Raw genomic sequence first — 21,779 nt, 5'->3', positions numbered from 1 at the left:
GCATCCTCCGTCACTCGGTAGACGGCAGAGTGGATCGGCGGCAGGCCTGACCGTCGTGGGTCTTGGCGAGCCGATCGAGAACCGGCCGCAACAGGGGATCACATTCTGCCAGCACGGCCTCGCACCCTGCGAGGCGGTGAGCCCAATCGCGCCACGCATCCCCGTCGCCGGAGATCACATGCAGCCGGATCCCAAGGGAGGCCACCGTCAAAGGCGCGTTGCCGGCAGTCGGGCCTAGCGCGACCATGATCACTGGGCCCGGATCATTCTGGTGAGAGGTATTTGTCATAGGAAGGCCCTCCCCTCCTGCTCGAGAAAGCATTCGCAACGAAAACGACAACAACACACCCGCGATGACACATTCCGCCAAAGCTACTTATCAGACCGTGTAGGCTTATGTTGACGTATCAGTAAATATAATCTGAATTAACCCAATCTACTTTACAGGATTATGCTATGATTCGCAATGTTTGCGGCTTTATACTTCAAAATTGAATTTCCTATATTTCTTACAAACATCGTTTTTGCGAGCGGCACGCTCTGATCCCCTTCGAAGTCGCAGACTGATAGACCTGTTCGCTTGGCCGAGCGCTCGCGGTACTCGCCCAGCATCGGGTCATTGTCCCTGGCCACGCGGTGGTGCCCCATCTGACGAGCGCTCACGTCGAGACGCTTGGGCGCGCCACTGCTGGGCGGCCCGGGCCATCTCCGCCTGAAGTGGCTCGGGTTGTCTGAACAGCGTTTTTGGCTGCTTAAGTGGAGCGTCTGCCGGGGGTATGCTGCTGCGATCTGCTGCAGCGGGGCGAAGTAGGTCTGATCGGGTGTCCTACGGTCAAGGCTCGAATATGGACATGGCTGCTTATCGCAAGCACCCGCCTCGGCGCCAACAGCACGTCCTGGGGCATCGCCCAAAATCGCAGTTTGGGGGCCTCTGTGGGGCGCGTAGAATGCGGTTGCCTGAGGGAGGCAGCCATGGACGAGGGGGACGTTTTCGCGATTGGGTTAATTGCCCTCTATTTCTTGCCCGCATAACCTGCACGTCATCCGCTCGGCTGATGGCTTCTTGGGTAACCTGTTGTTTTTCTGCCTGTGCCTTCTCGTAAATTGGACCGTCATCGGCGGGATCGGCACGATGACAATAGCGGAAGGCGAAAAATAAAGGCAGGAGGCTGACCCACTCTCTACGATGCAGGATAAGCTCCCGAAGCAGGCTGTTCAGCTGCCCCCAGCCTCTCGATCGATCCGGTCAATCGGCCCTCAACCGTCTGCAGGATCCCACCGGACACGAGCCGCTCGGCCTGCGTGATCCGCACAACCCTGGCGCAAGCCCGGTTGCGTACACCCATTCGCAAACTTGAGGAGTTTCCCGATGAGTCTGTACGGCGTGCTTCGCAGCGGCGTGTCCGGCATGACTGCTCAGTCGAGCAAGCTGGGAACAGTCGCCGACAATATCCAGAATTCAAGCACGAACGGCTATAAGCGAGCCTCGACCGAGTTCTCGTCACTCATCCTCCCGTCAAGTGAAGGGTCTTACAACTCAGGCTCGGTCACCAGCGCTGTCCGGTACACGATCTCGGATCAGGGCCCGATCAACTACACGACCTCGGCGACAGACCTCGCGATCTCCGGCAATGGGTTCTTTGTTGTGTCCGACCCGAAAGGATCCCGTACCTGACACGCGCCGGCAACTTTGTTGTCGATGGCAAGTCTGGAAACCTCGTCAATGCGGCTGGCTTCACCCTGATGGGCTATAGTCTGGCTGCTGGAACCATTAACCCATCCTTGAACAGTTTTGATGGTGTCGTGCCGGTCAACATGTCGAGCTTCGGCATGCAGGCTGCTGCCTCGACCACAGGTGTCCTTGCGGGAAATCTTCCCTATGGGAAGCCGTGTGTAACAGTCGGTGGGACCAGCCACCCTGCTGTACCTGCAGTTCCTGGCTCTGCAAGTATCCTGGTGCCCAACCTGTCGTACGAGGACACCATCTATATCTCCGCTGGCAGCGCAGCACCAACAGCCGTCTCTATGGGGCTTGCAACTACCGTGGATGAACTCGTCACCGAAATTCGTGCAGCTATTACTGCTGGCACGTTATCTGGAGTCAAGGTCGATAAAGATCCTACCACTGATCGCCTTGTGGTCACCTCACTTGATGAGACAGGCAACATGAATGTAGGAGGCGCGTTTAACGACGTCCGGCAAGGTAATTCTTATTCATCACATTCACCCGCAGGTCCTGACGGCCCGTCATTTGTCACGCTTGATGCAACCAACTTAAAGCCAGGCGCCGAGATTCAGTTCGATATCAACGGAGCCCTCCAGCGTTTTGTCGTCACCACAGAGACTTCGGTCGCCGACATTGTAGCTTCAATCAACACAGCTGTTGCATCTGGCACAGATCCAGTGAACGGGATCCAAGTCTCAGAGGATCCCCAGGAAGCGGAACGCTGGTTCTCACTGCCACTGATCCCGCAGTTGACTGGGTGGGCGGCCAGATCGTTTCCTTCGACACCGGCACCCCTGTTGATGCTCTTCCTGCGAAAGCCGCTCACCTTGAGTTGGAAGTGTCCAATCGTACCCGGTACGACACGATCCGATTTACAGTTGAGGGAAGCGCGGAGCAGGTTTTCACCGTGACGTCGGAGACGACGGTTGATGATCTGGTCGTTTCGATCAATGCAGCCGTTGACGATGGGACATTGAAGGGGATTAAAGCCTCTAAGGATCCGAGCAACGGCAGATTACTGCTGACGTCGCTCGATACAACGTGGGACGCTGACGTATCAGTGTCCTTTACTGATATCACCTCAGCGAACAAGCAAACTTCGCTTCAGGTTTTCGATAACGCTGGCAATCCAATAAAGCTCGACATTCAGCTGGAGAAGACAGGCGCAGACACCTGGGACATTGCAATCTATAATGGTTCCACCCTCCTCGACGGGCCAACAGGGATGGCGTTCGACGGTTCCGGCAAGCTAATTGGGCCATCATCCATGAAGCTGGATATTCCGAACCGTAAGAACCTCACTCTTGACTTGTCAGGCATGACCCAGCTTGCAGGCGACTACAGTCTCACAGGCTACTCCAATGGCAACGCGCCGTCGGCAGTAAAAAGCGCTGAGTTCGCCAGTGATGGAACCGTCTATGCCGTCTATGAAGATGGCACTCGTATTGCGGCCTACAGAATTCCGCTGGCGACAATCGCAAGCCCTGACAATCTCGCCCCCAAGGCTGGAAACGTCTACGAGGCGACCAGCCAATCAGGCGGCTACCAAGTAGGATTCCCGGAGTCTGTCGGATTTGGATCGCTTGCTTCAGGCGCGCTCGAAGGCTCGAATGTCGATATTGGCACGGAGCTGACGGCAATGATTGAGGCCCAGACCAGTTATACGGCCAACTCGAAGGTCTTTCAAACGGGCTCTGAACTGCTTGATGTCCTGATGAACTTGAAGCGTTGATACTGACGCACCTAGCCTATCCATCGCGCCAGCTGGCTCTCATCCTCTCGATACGATGCCCCTCATTCGTTCCCATTAAATCGAGTAGAAACATGGGCATGCCCGGATCGACAGTTGAGCAGCTTTCAGACGCTCGCCTACGCTATGCCGTCGCGCAGCGGTATTAGGAGAGCTGGCGAGGGAATACGGCACCTATTCCCACGTGCTCAGGAAAGCGGCCATGGGAGCCATTGCGGCTTTGGGCCGGCACTGTGCGCCCTTACCGTCGCATGGCCGAGGTCACGCCGCTCCGCCTTTGACGATCTCCGGCCGGGATCGGACTCTGGCGGGACCGGGTCAGACAGCCCCGCTCTGCTCAGCGCCTTGCCGGACCTGTAACCGATTGACCAAGGGGTTCGGCCGAACGCCCACCTCGGCCTCGAACACCGCACGCTGCTGCATGAGCGGTGGGAGGCACGATGAAAAGCGTCCATCGAGCCCTCGCTCGTTGCCGAATCGCGTGGTTTGGGCAGAACGCGACCGTGTCCTGAAGTGGCTTCACCCCAGGCGCTCGGGTTTAAAAGCGCACGTTGGCACCCACGCGGCTGATCCAGCCGTCGTTCTTGAAGCGATACACCGCCTGATCGCCTGCCCGTGCGAGCGTCAGGCGCTCATCTCCAAGATTGTAGTAGAGCGTTTCCGATTTGATCGAGACGTTCTGCGTGAGGGCGATCTCGGTTCCAGCCCCGACCGTGAAGCCCATCTTCACGTCATCACGGACCGTTTGCAGCTCAATGCCCGGTGGGGTCACTGCGATCTGTCCTCGATGCTCGATCTGCGCATATGCCAAGCCACCTGTAACGTACAGCAGCGTCCGGTCGAAGAACGTTCCGAGGCTCGGCATGGCAACGCCGACCCGCCCTCTGACGCTGCCGAACGAGTTCATCTCCGAGGTGAGCGTCGTCGTCGCCGTGCATTGGCACGCCGGGTCTGCACTCGCCGGGTTCACGCTGCTGCGGGAGCGGCCCACATCGGTCAACGTGAAGTCGGCCTCGAGACCCGCTACGAGGCTGCCGAACTGCATCTGGTAGCCGATCTGTCCACCACCACCGAGCCCATTGTCCCCAAGGCCGGCCCGGTTGGGAACTGAGATTGCCGGCACGCCGGCAAGTCCGGTGCGGACCGCGTCGCCATCATCCCGGATCCAGGCACCTTGGACGCCCGCATAGAAGCCTGTCCAGTTGAAGGCGGATTGGGCGATCACTGGGGTGACGGTCGATACACGATTCGGCAGGTCGTCTGCTGCCGCCACCGCCGTGCCAGCCATCAGGGCTGCCGCAGAGAGAAGGAGGAACTTCATTATGATCTCCGATGATTGGGCCAGACTATAGGGTAAGGCTCTCGCGGAACCTGTCACCGGATGGCAACATTCAGCGCTCATGAGCAACAGTTCAGAGGACGGGCGCAAGGCAGGGCAGGAATTGCCCTGCCCTGCCTCGGTCAGCTTAGAGGATCACATCGGCGCTGGAGAAGTGACCAACAATCTTGATCTCGAAATCGGCCCTGCGATCCCCGTCGATGTCGCCTGACAGAATGCCGTTGGCAAAGCGCAGCTGCCCTGCCTTGCCCGTAAAGCCCGCACTCAGGAAGGCCGCGTCAGCCTCGCCCACGTTGACGAAGGCCACGTCCATGCAGGACCAGGAAAACGCCTGGTTGCCGGCAAGCCGGGTGTTGGCGTCGATGCCGCGCAGGTCGATCGTGTCGTGCCCCGACTGGAAGTCATAGATGACATCGCGCTGTGAACCGACCTGACTGTCCTTGGCCGAGGTGAAGACGAACACGTCCTTGCCGGAGCCACCCCACATCTTGTCGCGGCCGGCCCCACCCAGCAGGGTGTCGTTGCCGATCCCGCCTAAAAGCGTATCGTTGCCGGTGCCGCCGTCGAGGCGGTCATGGCCGGAGCCGCCGTCGAGGCGATCGTTGCCGATCTCGCCATAGAGCCGGTCGTGGCCGGCATCGCCATAGAGGCGGTCGTGACCGGTGCCGCCCACCAGGGTATCGTTGCCGGTGCCGCCTAAAAGCGTGTCGTTGCCGGTACCGCCGTCGAGGCGGTCATGGCCGGCCTCGCCCAGGAGCCGGTCATGGCCCGAGCCGCCATAGAGACGGTCGTTGCCAATGCCGCCGTAGAGAGTATCGGTGCCGGCATCGCCATAGAGCCAGTCGTTGCCCGATTGGCCCTTCAAAATGTCACTGTCCGCCCCGCCGCTGATTGTGTCGTGGTCGGCACCACCAAAGAGCGTGTCGCGCCCGCTGTTCCCGTAGAGGCGATCCCTGCCATCGTTGCCGAACAGGAGATCATCGCCGGAGCCGCCGTCGAGGGTGTCATTGTCCGCTCCGCCATCGATCGTGTCATTACCGGCCTCGCCAAAGAGCTTGTCGCGCCCGCCGTACCCATACAGCCAATCGTTGCCCGTCCCTCCGAACAACTCGTCGTTGCCGGATCCACCATAAAACCGATCGTCGCCGGCATTCTCCTCAACGACAACCGAGCTTGCGGGCGAGGACACAAATTCAGGAGTGCCGTACCCGTCCGTGTAGCTGACCACGACAGTGATCGCCTTCCCGACGTGATCCCGCGCGAGGGTAAGGGTCGACCCCGTGGCCCCGTGAATTGCCACACCATCGGCCATCCACTGGTAGGTCAACGTGCCCAGGCCATCGTCGTCGGCCAGAGTGTTGACGGCCGTCAGGAGCTGCCCTTCCCGCGCTTCGCCGGTGATCGCGACCGCACCAGTAGGTGTATCATTGACATTGGCCACCGGGATGGCATCGCCGGAAACCTGCTCGGCGCTACCACCGAGATCGGTGTAGGTCATCACCACTCGCACATGGCCGGCATCCACATCAGCCTGCGTCAGCGCATAGGTCGTCCCCGTTGCCCCGGTGATGTTCACCCAGGTGCCGTTCGCCTGCTGACGCTGCCATTGATAAGCAACACTGGAAGGGGCAATCCCCTCGGGATCAACGACGTTATTGGTGGCGGTTAGAACCTTACCCTGAGTAGGATCTCCTATCACGTCTACCCGGCCAGAGGCTGCGTCGTTCGTGCCAGTCAGCCTCACGGTCACAGTTGTCGTGGTACCATCGGATGACGTGACGGTGAAGATCTCAGTGTAAACTTGGCCAACCTGAAACTCGTCGTGCGCCGAGGAAGCCTCATACGTCCACTTGCCATCGGCGCCTATCGAGAACATGCCATACTGACCAGCCACGTTCGACTGCGCTATGAAAGTCGCAGGGCTGTCCACATCAGCAATCGTCAGCTGCCCCGAGGTGCTGAGCGCAGCCGCAGTATCACCCTCGGTCAGAGTTGCAACGTCAGCCGAGAGTTGGGCAGCATCGTTCGTGCCGGTGATCTTCACCGTAACCGTGGTCGTAGTGCCGTCGGCAGATGTCACCGGGAACGTCTCGGTGTAGGTTTCCCCGGCCCGGAACTCGTTGTGGGCTGAGAAAGTTACATAGGTCCACTTGCCATCCGTGCCGATCGCGAAGGTGCCGTACTGGCCATCCGTGCCTGTCTGCGGCACGAAGGTTTCAGGGCTGTCCACGTCCGAGATGGTAAGTGTGCCGCTCGTCGTCAGAACAGCGTCCGCCTCTGTCAGTTCTCTGGTGTCCGAAGACAGAGCAGCCGCATCGTTTGTGCCTGTTACGGTCCAGGAAACGGAGGCAGGGACCTTCGCCGTGCCGTCCGACACGCTGTACTCGACTGTGACCGTTTGAGCCGCGCCCGCAGCAAGAGACTGGTAGGCCGGGTGAGCAGGATCCAGCGCGAAGGAGTGTGTGGCTGCGTCATAGGTCACACCAGCCGGCAGGGTGCCCACATCGACCACCGTGAGCACATCGTCCGCATCCACATCGGATGCGTTCTTGAGCGCGTCGAGCGTTACACCCGCGCCACCTTCCGTCGCCGCACCTGCCACAGCTCCCGACACAACGGGTGCATCGTTGACTGGAGTGATGTCGATGGTTGTGTTGGCCTTCTCGATATCGCCCGTACCGTCTTTGACCTCGATTGTGAGAGTACGCGGATCATCCGGCGGAGCATCAGATGTGTTCTGATATTGCACATGCTTCGCCAGCTCGCCGAGCACAGTGTCGTTCACAGGCGAACGCTCGACGCGAAAATTATCGATGTAGAGCGAGCCACCCACAGCCCTGCCGCCCGTGAAATCGTAAGTGCCTGCCACGAAGACAAAGAACCAATTGCCGGATTCCGGCACCACGACCTTCTGCGATGCCCAGTTTGTCACACCCGTGTCGTTCTCGCCCGTGGCATCCAAGACGCGAACGTACTCACCAGTGTCGGCGTTCATCAGATAGCCGAAGGCATCATAGGCATCTCCGCCTGCGGCGGCGCGCCAGTCGAAAGCAAAGACATCGCCAGCCTGAGCCGCGAACGTGTCGGAATAGGCATATGGACCGTGGACGACATCAAAGCCGTCCGACGTGTTGCCGCTGAGATAAAGCCGCAGCGAGCTCCCGCCATCCGTATGCTGGTCAGTCGCCAACCCACTATTGTACGTCATCGACGTAATGCCACCGTTGTCGATGCCGCCGCCTGCACCGTTCGTGGAATTCGGGGGAGCGGTAGGATCCACGGGCGTGACATGACCGTTGATCTCGGTCGTGCCCAGAATCACGCGGCTTTTAACAATCGTCCAACCGCTCGTTGACCCCTCGAAGCTCGGATTGGTGATGGCATTGGTCGAAGTTCCAATGAGATGGATCGTCAGCGGCTGCCCGTTCTGCCCATTTTGGACATCGTCCACCTTGCCGATGAGATCGCGGCCTGCACCATTACCATAATAGACATTGCCCGAGGCATCACGGGAGATCGCCCCGGTCTCATCAGGGTTCCCGTCGCTGAACAGCGTCATCTGGTCGTTGGCGGTCGCTCCGCTGACACCGAAGGTGATCGAACCGCCCGCATAGCCCGAGCCATCGGTGAAGGTGACCGTCCCGATCGACTGCGCCGCATCCCCCTCGATGTATGAAATCGGCGCAAGTGAGCCGATGTTTGGTGCCGCCAGGACATCGGCATAGGACGGAACACTCAAGGTGGAAGCCCGCACATTCCCCAGGCGGACCTCGAGGTCCCAGTTGCCGCCAAGATGGGCGGCGCCGGTCAAGGTTTCCGAAGCAGCCACGTTCGAACCGGTGAGGTCGGCCAGTTTGGCCAAGAAGGCCTTCCCGCTCTCCCCTTCGGCTACACGGCAGCCATAGACGATCAGATCCGCGTCGGGCGCGAGAGACCTGCCGATATCAAGGAAATCCTCTGCGCGCGTGGCCAGAGTGGTGGCGTCGATGACACTCGCACCCAGCACGATCGCCCCTGGTCGACCATGGCTGACGAGGTGAACGGCTGAGATGTCGCGCTTGTCCGCCAGAGCCGCCTGAAGGTGAACAACAGCATCCTCACCAAAGCCGATGACCCTCACCTCAGCCGAGGCCGGAATCGCGTTCACAATAGTGTTGATATCTGAGACAGATTCGTCGATGAAATAGAGAACGTTCTTTGACTTAGACCTGGGTGACACGACCTCTACCCCCAAAGGATTAGACAAAAGCTGAATCCGGTTTGCACGGATGTATTCCTGTCGTCTATCAAAATTTTCCGATTTTTTGCACAATCCTCAGAGCGCGCTTGTTTAGCGCTTCGAAACCGAAACGGCCCATAGTTGCAAATAATATAACATTTATATAGAGATCTCCCCGCGAGTCCAAATTCACCTCTAGCTCCGGGCTTGGCAGGTTTTCAAAGTTTACTGGGCTTCGAGCCTCAAAGCTAAGTCACTGTGTTCCAAGCACTCAGCCTCCGCTACGCGCATGGAAACTTTGCACGCAATCTTGAGCCAGACGCCCGTGAAAACTCATTCAAGATCGTCCAGCATCTGGCGTGCGCGCTTCAGCAAGAGGCCCACAGTCTGGCGCTGCGCGATCATCGCGCGGGTGTGCAACCCCGTCCGGAGCGCATTCTGGTTGCCGTCAGGGGCTCCGGACCCGGTGGCGCCCCCATGCATGCGACACCGTCGCTTGCCCTGGACTGCGGGCGCCTGACAGGCGCAGCCGGATCGGGTGAGCGCGCCACAACGCCGGCTCGCCCGCATCGGCCCGGTGTTGCGGACATGATCACCCAAGACGAATGCCCCGTGGGTCGCGCTCGCCTGGGGATCGCTTCACCCGCTCATCGTCCTGGGCGCAATCAGCCCCCGGCCGACCATCGCTACCCTCGGCCGCGGCCATGCCCACCTGGACCCCGACCACCGCCTGCCCGCCCGGCTCGACATTGACAAATGGTCCGTGGGGTTGCGGCACGGGGCCCCGGCCCTGCAACCGCTCGAGGACCTCCAGCACGCGAAGCTCGGCAGCCAAGAGCTTTGTGGTATGACGCAGGTTCATATCGCGCACGGCAGGCAAGGTGCCCTTCTCGGCAGCACGCTGGAGGCAGTCCATGCTGGCAAAGTGCAGCGCCACGAACTGGCCGGCCAGCATCCCTTGGACGGTGTTCTGCGGCTGCATCTCCGTCAAAGCCGCCACGGCCGCCTCCTCGAGATCCGGAGAGTGTGCCGGAATCATCCGGGAGGAGGCCGGCATGGTCTCCTGGACCTGACGGACGAGGGCCTCTTGCAGCCCCGGGTGACACGTTCCTGTCGCCGCTTTCAGGCGGGTGCCCACGGGCGTCGCATCATCCCAGGGGGCCGTTTGTGGTAGCTGTGCCATAATCATTCTCCACTACTGAGAGAAGAACGATTTACCCGGGCGGCGAGGTAAATCGCCAGCCCATACAGAGAAAACATTATCTATGTTTTCCCTAATGGCTCGTGAGCTTTGTCACTGTTAGTAGACATGGCCGTTCTCTGCCGCGCGTTGCTTTGACAGATCCAGACGCGCCGATCTCTTACTGTGCATGGGGTTGAGTTTCACTTTTAGCGGCCGTCTGACACGGAATGCCCGGACGTGTCCGGGCACCCAGCGCAGGCTCATCGCATGGGATCCGTGTGGCGTGCGACCGCTCGCCGGGATTTCGGCGTTGTGGCGGCCCCTCACGGGCGTGATTCGCGAACCTCCAGCGAACCTCTTCAGGCTGCCCCTTGCTGCCTCCAGATCAGAACCGGACGTTCAGCCCGATCCGGCTGATCCAACCATCGTTCTTGAACCGGTAGGTCGCCTGGCTGACAGAACGTGCGAGCGTGAGCGTCTCGTCCTCGAGATTGTAGTAAAGCGTCTCGGTCTTGAGCGACACGTTCTGTGTCAGCCGATGCTCCGTGCCGGCCCCGATCATAAAGCCGGTCTTCCGTCTCATCGCTCGTAGGTTCCAACGACCTCCGCCTGTGCCACGATGTGAGGCTGCGCCTTGGTCCAGATGTCCTCGACCTTCGCAGAGGTTGATAGATTGAGCTGCGGCACATCAAGGGCGGCCAGCCGGAAGTGGTAGTGATGCGGCCCATGGCCTCTCGGCGGCTCGGGACCGTCATAGCGGGCGTTCCGGAACCCGTTGACGCCCTCCCCCGGCCCGCCGCGCTCTTGGGCGGACACCCCTTCCGGTAAGCCGGCTGCACCGGTCGGGATGTTGTACAGCGCCCAGTGCCGGAACGTGCCCGGCGGCGCATCCGGATCCTCGACGATCAGCACGAAACTCTTGGTTTCCGGCGGCGCATCGCGCCACTCCAGCGGCGGCGAGAGATTCTCGCCGTCCCGGGTATACCGGGTCGGAATGACCTCACCGTCGCGGAAGGCCGGGCTGGTGATGGTGAGCGGCATCGCTCTCCTCCCTCTTCGCAATCACTGTGATGTTGTGTCCTCATGCATCAGCCCGCGGCTGCATCCGGGTTGAGCATGCGCTTGGCGAGCAGGATCAAGCGCTCGTGGATCGATGCGCGTGGGTCTCCTCCAGGTGGGTTGGATCCCCTGCTTGAGTTCAGGACGGCCTGCCACATCGGCCATCCTCCGCAGGGCCCGGCAGTTGCTCCCCGATGCTGCGGACTTCCTGGCGCTTGGCGACGTACAGGGCACGAAGAGTGGTGACGTTCATGGGGAATTCTCCCTGTTCCAAAGCTGGGCCTCGTCCAGAAGCGTGGTCACCTCCCGGTCCGAAGTCTGATGGAAATCGTCATAGTGCTCGCCGACGGCGTAGAATGCCCCCGGGGTCATCAGGCAGACCACTTCGTCGGCCTCTGCCCTGAGACGGGCAATGGAGTCGGCCGGGGCGACCGGAACGGCAAGGATCAGCCGGGCGGGGCGGGCGCGGGACAGCCCCTTCAACGCTGCCTGCGCGGTGCTGCCCGTGGCGATGCCGTCATCCACCACGATGGCAACGCGGCCCTCCACATCGACCGGCCGCCGACCAGCGAGATAATGCTCTCGTCGGCGCTCGATCTCCTTGAGCTGCCGCTGGGTTTCCTCCTCGATATAGCCCGACGGCACGCGGACCCGATCAAGTGCTTCCTTGTTGAGCACGACCTGAGGGTGAGCTCCGTCGACCACTGCGCCCAGACCGAATTCGGCTTGGCCGGGAGCCCCGATCTTGCGCACGAAGATCAGATCGAGCGGTGCCCCCAAGCCTTTAGCGACTTCGAACGCCACCGGCACGCCGCCGCGGGGAAGTGCCAGCACGACAGGGTGCTGCGCAGCATAGAGCCTGAGACGAGGGACAAGCTGGCGTCCGGCATCGGCGCGGTCGCGAAAGCTCAGATCCTCGGGATACATGGCTTCAGCCTCCTTGGCGCGTGCGGGGCGAACCGGTTTCCGCGCTTGGGCCCATGAGTGTCGTCCGATACGGAACCGTCTCTCGAGCTGCCCGAAGGGGGAACGCAGCGGGTGCCCGCCACGTTTCCTGGGGAGAGACAGGAGGAGCCGATGACCGACACGACTGTGAAGAAGGTCAGCAGCGCCCATTCGCCGACCGGGGATCAAGGCGAGATCTATCTCGCATCCGGCAAGCGCGTTTCCATGCGGTTGTGGCGGGAGGAGGAGCCAACCCGGGACAAGCTCTCGCACAAGCACGAGTATGAGGTGGTCGGCTACGTGATCGCGGGACGGGCCGAGCTGGAGATCGAGGGGCAAACCGTTCGGTTGGAGCCCGGCGATTCCTGGACGGTTCCGGCCGGCACCGAGCACACCTATCGGATCTTGGAGACCTTCACGGCCGTCGAAGCGACCGCTCCACCGGCCCAGGTGCATGGCCGCGAGCAATCCTGATCAAAACCTCAGGACGGTCCTGTTGGAGCCAGAGGGAACGGCCACAACTTGCGGGGTTATGTGGACAATCACGCCGCCAACGCGCGCATGACCTTGATCAGGTCGGACTTGCCCCGGACTTGCCCTCGAAGCCGATACCAGCCAACTCGGGCATGACGATGTAGCCATCCTCAACCCGTACGTTGTCCGGAAAGCCGCCATAGGGCTGGAAGAGGTCAGGGTAGCTCTCATTGCCGCCGAGGCCGAGCCCGGCTGCGATGTTGAGCGACATCTGGTGTCCGCCATGCGGGATGCAACGGGAGGCTGACCAGCCGAGCTGGGCAAGCACGTCGAGGATGCACAAGTATTCAACCAAGCCGTAGCTCAGGGCACAATCGAATTGCAGCCAGTCGCGGTCCGGGCGCATGCCGCCGTAACGCAGGAGGTTGCGCGCGTCCTGGTGCGAGAGCAGGTTCTCGCTGGTCGCCATCGGGCCGGGTGTCGATGCTCCACTCGTGGAAGAGCCCATCGTTCTGCGCAAACGCAAGGTCGCGCCAGCGAGAATTGGGCTCTCTTTTCCGCACGATGTGCTAGGCTTGCCTATCGACGCTCATCCCTCGATCCGTGGCCTGACCTCGAGGCCGGGTGCGCATCGGTAGACTTTCGCAATTGTGACGGGATTTCATGGCCCACTTCCTATGCGTTCAATGCGGCGCTCAGTTCGAAGAGACAGCCGCGCCGCCTCCGTTCTGCCCTGTCTGTGAGGATGTGCGCCAATATGTGCGCTGGTCCGGGCAGGAATGGACGACATTCGAGGCCTTGCGCAAGACACATCGCAATGCCTTTACGGAAGAAGGCGGCCTCACCGGCATCGGGGTTGAGCCCGCCTTCGCCATCGGGCAGCGCGCGCTCGCTGTTCCGACCTCAGACGGCGCTGTCCTGTGGGATTGCGTGTCCTTGGTCACCGAGGAGGCGGTCGAGCGGATCCGTCGCTTGGGAGGCCTCAGGGCCATCGCAATCTCGCATCCGCATTACTACTCGGCGCTCGCCGAATGGAGCGAAGCGTTTCATGGTGCGCCGGTCTACCTGCACGAGGACGACCGCCAATGGGTCATGCGCCCGCATGGATCCATCCGGTTCTGGTCGGGCGAGACCCTGAAGTTGGGGCTGGGCCTGACCCTGATCCGCACCGGCGGTCATTTCGAAGGCAGCACCGTGCTGCATCACGCCAGCGGCGCCGACGGTCGCGGCGACCTGTTCGTCGGCGACAACCTCCAGGTGACCCAGGACCGCCGTTTCGTCAGCTTCATGCGCAGCTATCCCAACTACATTCCGCTCAATCGCACCGCCGTGGAGCGGATCGGCGCGGGCGTTGCGCCATATCCCTACGAGCGCGTCTTCGGCGCCTTCGCGCATCGCAACATCATGCAGGACGGCAAGGCGGCGGTGGCTCGGTCCATCGAGCGCTATCTGGCGGCCATCCGGGATTGAAATTCCCATATTTCAGGGAACCTGGCCTGCGGTGATGGCTCATTGTCCCATTCAGTTGGGACTCTTGATCGGAATATCGGCAGCGTGGGCGTCATAACCTGCACGGAACTGCTACCCACAGCAATCGGCTTCAGAACCCAGCAACGTCCGGTTTGGGTCAAGCATTCGAATTCCGGCCGCTCAACGAACGCCGGCTCCTAAGCGCCGAAGCAGACCAAGCGCTTGCGTCTGGGGAGTGACGACCCGACCATTGCTGCTACCGGCACCAGGATGCGTGGCGGAAGTCCTTTCCCTGATATGCACGAGCCCAGCTTACATGCGTGATGGGCTCGTTGCTCTTGTCACTTGTAGCCTAAAGACCGAGATACGCCTTACGGATCATCGGGTGGCCCTGTAACTCCTCAGATGGACCATCGAGCACCTGCCTGCCATTTTCGAGCACGTAGACGCGGTGGCTGACGGCGAGAACCTGCTTCACGTTCTGCTCCACAAGCAGGATTGGAAGACCCGTCTCTGCGACCCGCCTGATGGCAGCCATCACTTCTTTGACGAATAGCGGCGACAGTCCGAGACTGGGCTCATCCATGATCAGCATCTTGGGGCCGAGCATAAGCGCCCGGGCAATGGCCACCATCTGCTGCTGTCCACCAGACAATTGCCCCGCCATGGCGTTGGCGTGGCGAATGAGGTCCGGGAAGAGGGCTTCGACCTTTGCCATGTTCTCGTGCCGGGCAGCCTTTGCTTCAGGCAAGTAGGCCCCCAGCATCAGATTTTCCCGCACAGTCATGTTCGGGAACAGCTGACGGCCCATAGGCACATGAGCCAACCCCTTGCGAGCCATCTGGTAAGGCCGTGCTCCCTTGATTTCCTCGCCGGCGAACAGGACGCGTCCGGCCCACGGGGCGATCATGCCTGAGATCGCCCTGAGAATCGTTGACTTGCCGCTGCCGTTTCCACCGACGAGACCGACCAGCTCGCCGCGATTCACATGGAGAGACGCACCGAACACCACCTTCAGCGCGCCGTAGCCAAGGTCAACCTTGTCGACCTGCAGAATTGCGTCGCTCATCAATCGGTCCCCAAATACGCTTCGATGACGCGCTCGTCGCTCGTAACCTGCTGCGGAGTGCCCTCCGCGATCTTCTCGCCGCTGGCGAGCACGATGACATGATCCGACAGTTCGATGATCGCCTCCATGATGTGCTCGACCATCAGGACCGCGAGACCCTGCGCGCTCAATGATCTCACGAAGGCGATCATCTCCCGAAGCGCCGGAGGATTCAAACCCGCCATGATTTCGTCAAGGAAGATTACCTTCGGCTTCACGGCGAGCGCCTTCGCCAGCTCCAGTCGCCGCCGGCGGGCAAGGTTGAGGTCGAGCGCCGGCTGGTGCGCGCGATCTGCCAGCCCCACCTGCTCGAGGACCCTCATGGCGAGGCGCTCGGCCTCGCTCCGCCGGCCAACCGTCAGGAAAGCAGCAACGAGCACATTCTCCAGAACCGTCAGCTCCTCGAATGGTCGCTCGGTCTGGAATGTCCGGCCGAAGCCCAAACGGGTCCGCTTAAATGCCGGCAGCGCCGTGACATCCCTGTCGAGCAATTCGATCCTGCCGGAATGCATCGGGGCAAACCCCGTCACCGCATTGAACAGGGTCGTCTTGCCCGCTCCATTCGGGCCGATCAGCCCGAGGATCTCGCCGGAGCTGAGGGACAAGGACACATTGTTGACGGCCGTGACCCCGCCGAACTTGACGGTGATGCCGTCAGCCCTGAGCACGTTTGGCATAGAGCCTCCGAATATGTCTGCGGGCCAATTCCCCGACGATGCCGCGAGGAACGAAAAGCACGACCACGAGGATCAGCATCCCGTAGATCAGCATGTTCGCCTCGGCGAATGTGGTGCGGAACGTCTCTCCCGCGCCGATCATTACGAACGCGCCGACGGCGGGTCCCCAGATCGTTCCACGCCCGCCGATAATGGCCGTGAGGGCGATCTGCACGGACAGGAGAAGGGCGAAGATGACGTGCGGCTCGATGAAAGCCAGCACGATCCCATAGATGCCGCCGCCGATCGACGTGAGTGCAGCCGACAGCATGAACGCCTTCAGCTTCGTCGCCGTCGGATCGATGCCTGCGGCCATTGCCGAATCCTCATCCTCGCGAACGGCCCGCAGCTGATAGCCGAACCGGGCCCGGGAGATCACGATGATGGTAGCAATCACCCCTGCCGCGAAAGCGAGCGCCATGTAGAACTGGGCCGTTCTCGAAAAGAGGTCGATGCCGAACGGCTCCGGAAGAGTTGCCAGGAACACCCCCGTAGCGCCTCCGGTCAGCCATTCTTCATTAATGGCGACCAGGCGGAGGATCTCCGCCACTGCGATAGTCGAGAGAGAGAAGTACGGCCCACGTAGGCTGAAGGTCAGCCGTCCCCAGAAATAGCCGAGGACCGCCGCAAAAGCAGCCGCCATGGCCATCCCCCACCAGGGAGCAAGACCGAACTGGCTTTGCCCGATCGCCACGAAATAGGCGCCGAGGCCCACGAACGACGCATGACCGAGGCTCACTTGGCCATTCCATCCGCCCAGCAGGTCCCATGACGTGGCCCAGCCGGCGAACAGCAGCACAGAGATCGCGACTGTCAGGTTATTCGGGAAGATGACCGGATAGGCGATGCCGACAGCAAGCAGCACGCCCAGTCCAATGAGATGCTTTGTCATACGCGCTTCACCGTCCGTCCGAAAAGGCCCTCGGGCCGGAAAAGCAGGATCAGCAGGAATGCAATCAATCCATAAGCCTCGCGATACTCGGACATGAAGTAGGACGCCCCCAGAACCTCGACCACGCCCAAAAGGATGCCTCCGGCGATCGCCGCACCGACGTTCCCTAGGCCGCCGAGGACCGTCACGACGAAGGCCTTCAGGGTGAACACTGCTCCCGTGTTGGTCGGGGTCGCAAACAGGAGCGGGATGAGCGTGACGCCAGCCATGACCGCCAGCATCACCCCGAGGCCGAAGACGATGCTGTGAATCCGCCGGGTGTCGATGCCGACGAGCTCGGCTCCGAGCCGATTCTCCGCAGTTCCGCGAATGGCGCGGCCAATCTCGGTTCGATTCAGCAGCGCGTAGAGCGCCGCGATCATGACGACCGTGGCGACGCCGGCAAGCAGCAGGACCATCGAGACGTTGACCCCGGCAATCGAGAAGGTCGAGGAGGCATACGACACCTGGACGGAGCGCGGCTCGCCGCCGAAAGTGAGCAGGATCGCGTTGCCGATGATCAAAGAGATTCCAAGCGTCGCCAGAAGCGCCGATTCGGGCGGTGCGTCGACGACCCGTGAGAGAATGAAGCGCTCGACGACGACACCGGCGAAAAAGCCGATCGGCATTGCGAGAAGCAGAGACAGATAGGGGTCCCATCCGAGGATGGCATTGAAGAGGACGGCGCTGTACATGCCGAGCACGACGAAATCGCCGTGTGCGAAGTTGATCGTACGCATGACCCCGAACACGAGGGTCAGGCCAATTCCGATGAGAGCATAAACGCCTCCCATCAGAACGCCGTTGGCGACGTTCTGCAGAAGAATATCTAAACCGGCCATTCTTATTCCTGATTGCTGGCACGCATCGATCTGCTGCGCGACAATGCGCAGCTGCGAGCCAGTCCTTTAATGTCGTTGCCGCTTTGATCGGGCCGGCGGCGGTGCCGCCAGCCCTGTCGCGTCAGCGTGTTGACCACTCCGGCGTTGGGTGCTGCGGCGGGTTCGCGGCGAGATCGTCCGGGAACACGGTGACGTGCTTGCCGTCCTGGATCTGCAGGATGAGGCTCCGGATCGGGTTCTGTCCCTGGAAGCCGTCCGCACTCTTGAAGCTCACCGTAGTCACCGGGGTCGTGATGTCTGTCGCAGCCAGCGCTTCGCGCACGGAGTCACGGGACTTCGGATCGGCACGACGCAGCGCATCGGCGGCGGCCATCAGGGCGAGATACCCCTCTGCCTCATAGAACGAAGGTTCACCGCCGGCCTTGGCCTTCAGACGCTCGTAGAGCTCCTGAGCGCCAGGGTACTTCACGTCCTGGCTCCAGCTGACGGCCGTCGCAATGTAGTCCGCCGATTTTCCGACCTGCTGAACGAAGCTTGGGAGAGCCGCGGACGTATCGATCGCCAAGACCTTGGCGTTCAGGCCAACCTCCCGCATCTGGCGGGTAATGGCGACGCCGTCCTCCGCATAGGACACGATATAGAGGACGTCCGGATTGGCACCGCGGAAACGGTTCAGGATCGGCCGAAAGTCGGTGACGCCCTGATCATAGGCTTGATCGCCCACAACCTTGTATCCGCGTTCGGACGCGAGGCGTTTGCCCTCCTTTGCGAGGGAGGTCGGCCATGCACCGTTACCGTACAGCATAGCGACCGTCTCAAGAGGCACGTCCTTCTTCGTGTTCTTGAGATGATCGAAATAGTCGAAATACGCTTTGGCGACGATCGTCGAATTGTGCTTCGCGCGGAATACCCACGGTGAGCCCGGCTTGGTGATGCTGTCGTCGGCGCTGCCCAGAACGATCATCGGAACCTTCTGGCGCGTCAAGAACTGTGCAAGAGGGCCTGTGATCGAGGAGGCATAGGAGCCGATAACAAGCGGGACGCCCTTGCTTGCAAAGCTCTCCGCACTGGCAAGTGCGCTCTTCGCTTCAGACCGGTCGTCCTGGATCGTCAGGGTCAGCTTTTGCCCATTGATGCCCCCATTTGCATTGATTTCATCGAGCGCAACCTGGAGGCCCGTGCGATAACGTTCGCCGAATGCAGCGAAGTTACCTGAAAGGCTGTTGATAACGCCGACTTCAACCTGCGCCCTGGCTGGGGCGCCAACCACGGACAGAGTGGCTGCCAAGGCAGCGGCGATAGCGATCCTCATTTATTTCCTCACCTTTTCTCTGCTTCGTCAGGAAGCCGTTAGCTGCGGGCAAGCCCGTCATGCAGCGCGTCACCCTAGTGCGCGTGCAAGAGCCTTGCCAAACACTTTTTACCGACAGCGTCCGATCGGATATTATCCTCCATTGCAAATTGACCGTTTCCACGGTTCACATGCCTCAACTGCGCAAAGCCGTTGGGTTTAACAGAACGAGGAACGCTGCATGATCGCACTGGAAAATGATCCGCTTGGGCAAGGCGGGCTGCCGGAATTCGCCCGGCGGTTTCGAAACGGCGAGATTTCGTCCGAGCAGGCAACCCTGGCGTATCTCTCCCGCATCCAGGTCCTCGATCCGCTGCTCGGCGCATTCCAGCATGTTGCCGCCGAGCAGGCGCTTGAGACCGCCCGCGCGCTCGATGCGCTCTATTCGGCCGGCACGGATCTTGGCCCGTTGATGGGCGTCCCGGTCGGCGTGAAGGATCTCTTCGTCGTCGATGGTATGCCGACGACAGCGGGCTCCAAGATGAGCATCGACGATATCGCTGGCGAAGAAGGTCCTCTGGTCAAGAGCTTGCGCCAGGCAGGATGCGTCATCCTCGGCAAGACCAAGACCGTTGAGTTCGCGCTCGGTATCACTGGCGTGTCCAGTGCTCAGGGGACTCCCATGAATCCATGGGACGCACGGACTCCGCGCCTGCCTGGAGGGTCGAGCTCCGGTTCGGGCGTCGCAGTTGCTGCCGGTTTATGTGCGTTCGCCATCGGCTCCGATACAGGCGGTTCGGTTCGTGTTCCCGCCGCGTTCAACGGGATATTCGGTCTCAAGACGACGCCCGGATTCTTCTCGACCGAGGGGGCGTTCCCGCTGGCGCCTCATCTGGATACCCCCGGCCTGCTGAGCCGCACGGCGCGAGACGCAGCGTTCGCGGTGGCTGCGCTCACCGGTGCGCCGGAAGCCCGGCCACTTCCTGTCGAAGCACTCCGCCTCGGTGTTCCTCAAGAGTACTTTTTCGACAATCTCGATCCGATCGTCGAAGCGCAGATCAAGGATGCGCTGGACGCACTGTCGGCCGCAGGCTGCCGGTTGAGCCCCGTTTCCGTTCCCGAGGCGAGCGAGCGCGAGCACTATTTCCCCGCTGTTCTCCCGGCCTGCCTCATCGCGACGCTTGGCCGAGATCGTTTCCTTGCCGGGCGCGACCGGATGGATCCAATTGTCGCGAAGCGCGCGACAACCGGCCTTGATGTCACGGCGGCAGATTATCTAGCGCTCGAGGCGCAGCGAACCAGGTCGCGGCAGAGCGTGTCCAGGAAGTTCTTCGGATTCGATGGCTGGATCACTCCGACGACCGCCACTCCTGCACCGCCTGTAGCTGACCTCGCCGACGAGAGGAAAGCCCTCGATCTCGCCCTGGGCATGACGCGCAATACTCAGCCTGCGAACTATTTCGCGTGTCCCGCCGTGAGCATCCCGCTACCGCAGAAACCTGGAAGGCTCCCGATAGGGTTGCAGATCATCTGTCCAGAAGGGGCTGATGTTCAAGCACTTGCAGTTGCTCTGGCGATCGAGGAAGTTCTCGGTTCGTCCACGGGTCCAGACCTAGAACGCTTCATCCGCTGATCAAGCACGGGATCGCGGGAGGGCTCTTCCTTTAATGGGGGGCCCTTCTGGCGAACTGGCGCCCAAGCACCATCCCAGAGACGAACGACGTTCGCACCAGACAGAACTTCCGACATTCACATGCACGCCGTGTCGCTTCTCTATAACGCGAATCTTCCTGCGCAAAACCGGATCCACCTTTGCGCACGATGCCCTGTGAGCTCAGTACGCATCAAGGACTATACTCGCGCACGCCGAATACGCGCCCTTGCGCCTTCAGTTGGTGCCGCCGACGGGGCGATGCTCGAGTAGTGTGGTAAAGGTTCTGCAAATCGCCTGATCGGGGCGATCATGGCAGGATGGTGATGTCCAAGTCACCCTCCGAGAGGAGCCCCACCATGACCATCGTCAAGGATAAACCTGCCGCCGCTGCCATCAAGGAGCTTCTGTCCCAGAGCCCGGATGGTCTGCGCGAAATCGTGCGCGCCGTCATGCAAGAGATGCTCGAAGCCGAGGTGACCGATGCACTCCAGGCCGAGAAGGGGCAGCGCACGGCCACCCGCCTCGGCGATCGCTCGGGCTCCGACAGCCAGAACTGGCTTGAGGTGCACCGCTACCTCAACATGGAGGACCTGAAGGAGCACAAGAAGGATCAACTCCGCGAAGCCGCTTAGCCAGCCTGTTCGGCCGCCTCGCTTTGCAGAACTTGATGCACACAATCGGAGAGTTTCCGCTGGAGCGCCAGATAACAGGTCCCGCAGCTGGCAGTCGTCCCTATATGCGGCCGGGAGGGTGGCCATGCGGTCTCCCCCCGACCTTTCAGATGACTTATCTCATCCGGTAATCGGCCCACGAGTGTCCGATCACCGGTTCAATGGCCACTCGCCGCTTCACTCGCGGTTGAGGGTAGCTGTCGTCCGGCTTTCCTAGAGCATCGAACGCGGGAAGTGGAAACTGGTTTTGCCTGAAAAGATGCTCAAAACATAGACTTATAGCATCGGACGTGAATTCGATTTCACGTCCGATGCTGTAGCCCGAGCTCCAGACCTGAAAGCGGTTCGGATCCGCGGCGGAATCTCGTCGAGATCTTCTTCTATGACCCGAAGCAGTACGG

At 61.0% G+C, this 21,779-nt stretch carries 18 protein-coding genes and 2 pseudogenes; 6 read left to right on the top strand and 14 right to left on the bottom strand.

All coding sequences use genetic code 11. From position 1 onward, the window contains the following. Nucleotides 1-10 precede the first annotated feature (10 nt). Nucleotides 11-289 (bottom strand): hypothetical protein, encoded by a 279-nt coding sequence (locus AB8841_RS02530; RefSeq protein ID WP_370434298.1) that lies wholly within the window; start codon nt 287-289, stop codon nt 11-13. 1,080 nt (nt 290-1,369) lie between these two features. Here AB8841_RS02530 and AB8841_RS02525 point away from each other — a divergent pair. Continuing rightward, nucleotides 1,370-1,890 (top strand): annotated as a pseudogene (locus AB8841_RS02525) (flagellar hook-basal body complex protein); the annotation flags it as partial. Between the two features lie 743 nt (nt 1,891-2,633). After that, nucleotides 2,634-3,458 carry a flagellar hook-basal body complex protein gene (locus AB8841_RS02520; RefSeq protein WP_370434297.1) on the top strand — a complete coding sequence of 275 codons (825 nt, stop codon included), beginning with the start codon at nt 2,634-2,636 and terminating at the stop codon, nt 3,456-3,458. Nucleotides 3,459-4,014: 556 nt separating this feature from the next. Here the strand turns inward: AB8841_RS02520 and AB8841_RS02515 are convergent. The 7 genes from AB8841_RS02515 to AB8841_RS02485 form a co-directional block, all read right to left on the bottom strand. Then, entirely contained in the window at nt 4,015-4,797 is a 783-nt protein-coding gene (locus AB8841_RS02515; RefSeq protein WP_370434296.1) for an outer membrane protein, read from the bottom strand. Nucleotides 4,798-4,942: 145 nt separating this feature from the next. Continuing rightward, entirely contained in the window at nt 4,943-9,127 is a 4,185-nt protein-coding gene (locus tag AB8841_RS02510; protein ID WP_370434295.1) for a DUF4347 domain-containing protein, read from the bottom strand. Nucleotides 9,128-9,367: 240 nt separating this feature from the next. Then, nucleotides 9,368-9,604 (bottom strand): HGGxSTG domain-containing protein, encoded by a 237-nt coding sequence (locus AB8841_RS02505; RefSeq protein ID WP_370435511.1) that lies wholly within the window; start codon nt 9,602-9,604, stop codon nt 9,368-9,370. Nucleotides 9,605-9,626: 22 nt separating this feature from the next. Beyond that, nucleotides 9,627-10,217: a hypothetical protein gene (locus AB8841_RS02500; protein ID WP_370434294.1), complete on the bottom strand. Its 591-nt coding sequence runs from the start codon at nt 10,215-10,217 to the stop codon at nt 9,627-9,629. Between the two features lie 385 nt (nt 10,218-10,602). Next, nucleotides 10,603-10,800 (bottom strand): outer membrane protein, encoded by a 198-nt coding sequence (locus AB8841_RS02495; RefSeq protein ID WP_370434293.1) that lies wholly within the window; start codon nt 10,798-10,800, stop codon nt 10,603-10,605. Further along, nucleotides 10,797-11,258, bottom strand: coding sequence for a YbhB/YbcL family Raf kinase inhibitor-like protein (locus AB8841_RS02490; RefSeq protein ID WP_370434292.1), 462 nt, complete (start codon nt 11,256-11,258; stop codon nt 10,797-10,799). The genes AB8841_RS02495 and AB8841_RS02490 overlap by 4 nt, the downstream gene beginning before the upstream one ends. Before the next feature lie 267 nt (nt 11,259-11,525). Next, nucleotides 11,526-12,203, bottom strand: a complete 678-nt coding sequence (locus AB8841_RS02485; RefSeq protein ID WP_370434291.1) for a phosphoribosyltransferase — start codon at nt 12,201-12,203, stop codon at nt 11,526-11,528. 150 nt (nt 12,204-12,353) lie between these two features. On the opposite strand from AB8841_RS02485, the gene AB8841_RS02480 reads away from it, so the two are divergent. Continuing rightward, nucleotides 12,354-12,695, top strand: coding sequence for a cupin domain-containing protein (locus AB8841_RS02480; protein WP_370434290.1), 342 nt, complete (start codon nt 12,354-12,356; stop codon nt 12,693-12,695). 97 nt (nt 12,696-12,792) lie between these two features. Here the strand turns inward: AB8841_RS02480 and AB8841_RS02475 are convergent. Then, nucleotides 12,793-13,173: pseudogene (locus AB8841_RS02475) on the bottom strand (enolase C-terminal domain-like protein); the annotation flags it as partial. Between the two features lie 185 nt (nt 13,174-13,358). On the opposite strand from AB8841_RS02475, the gene AB8841_RS02470 reads away from it, so the two are divergent. Continuing rightward, nucleotides 13,359-14,165 (top strand): MBL fold metallo-hydrolase, encoded by an 807-nt coding sequence (locus AB8841_RS02470; protein WP_370434289.1) that lies wholly within the window; start codon nt 13,359-13,361, stop codon nt 14,163-14,165. 352 nt (nt 14,166-14,517) lie between these two features. Here AB8841_RS02470 and AB8841_RS02465 read toward each other — a convergent pair whose 3' ends face one another. The 5 genes from AB8841_RS02465 to AB8841_RS02445 all read right to left on the bottom strand — a co-directional run bounded on the left by AB8841_RS02465 (nt 14,518) and on the right by AB8841_RS02445 (nt 19,074). Then, on the bottom strand, nt 14,518-15,234 hold the full coding sequence (locus AB8841_RS02465; RefSeq protein WP_370434288.1) for an ABC transporter ATP-binding protein: 717 nt from the start codon (nt 15,232-15,234) through the stop codon (nt 14,518-14,520). Beyond that, complete coding sequence (locus tag AB8841_RS02460) at nt 15,234-15,950, bottom strand: ABC transporter ATP-binding protein (RefSeq protein ID WP_370434287.1); 717 nt, start codon at nt 15,948-15,950, stop codon at nt 15,234-15,236. Before AB8841_RS02460 ends, AB8841_RS02465 begins: the two co-directional genes overlap by 1 nt. Beyond that, entirely contained in the window at nt 15,928-16,881 is a 954-nt protein-coding gene (locus AB8841_RS02455) for a branched-chain amino acid ABC transporter permease (protein WP_370434286.1), read from the bottom strand. Before AB8841_RS02455 ends, AB8841_RS02460 begins: the two co-directional genes overlap by 23 nt. Continuing rightward, a complete protein-coding gene (locus AB8841_RS02450) occupies nt 16,878-17,762 on the bottom strand; it encodes a branched-chain amino acid ABC transporter permease (RefSeq protein WP_370434285.1) in 885 nt (294 codons plus the stop codon). The genes AB8841_RS02455 and AB8841_RS02450 overlap by 4 nt, the downstream gene beginning before the upstream one ends. A 121-nt stretch (nt 17,763-17,883) precedes the next feature. Continuing rightward, the gene (locus tag AB8841_RS02445; protein ID WP_370434284.1) at nt 17,884-19,074 is read right to left on the bottom strand and encodes an ABC transporter substrate-binding protein; all 1,191 of its coding nucleotides are present in this window, start codon (nt 19,072-19,074) and stop codon (nt 17,884-17,886) included. Nucleotides 19,075-19,294: 220 nt separating this feature from the next. On the opposite strand from AB8841_RS02445, the gene AB8841_RS02440 reads away from it, so the two are divergent. Continuing rightward, nucleotides 19,295-20,686 carry an amidase gene (locus tag AB8841_RS02440; protein WP_370434283.1) on the top strand — a complete coding sequence of 464 codons (1,392 nt, stop codon included), beginning with the start codon at nt 19,295-19,297 and terminating at the stop codon, nt 20,684-20,686. A gap of 377 nt (nt 20,687-21,063) precedes the next feature. Beyond that, nucleotides 21,064-21,339, top strand: a complete 276-nt coding sequence (locus AB8841_RS02435; RefSeq protein WP_370434282.1) for a transposase — start codon at nt 21,064-21,066, stop codon at nt 21,337-21,339. Nucleotides 21,340-21,779: the final 440 nt, after the last annotated feature.

Origin of the sequence: Microvirga sp. TS319 (genome assembly GCF_041276405.1) — a bacterium.
Classification (GTDB): Bacteria; Pseudomonadota; Alphaproteobacteria; order Rhizobiales; family Beijerinckiaceae; genus Microvirga.
Note: the sequence above shows the minus strand (reverse complement) of the source record. Positions and strands in the feature narration are given on the sequence as shown.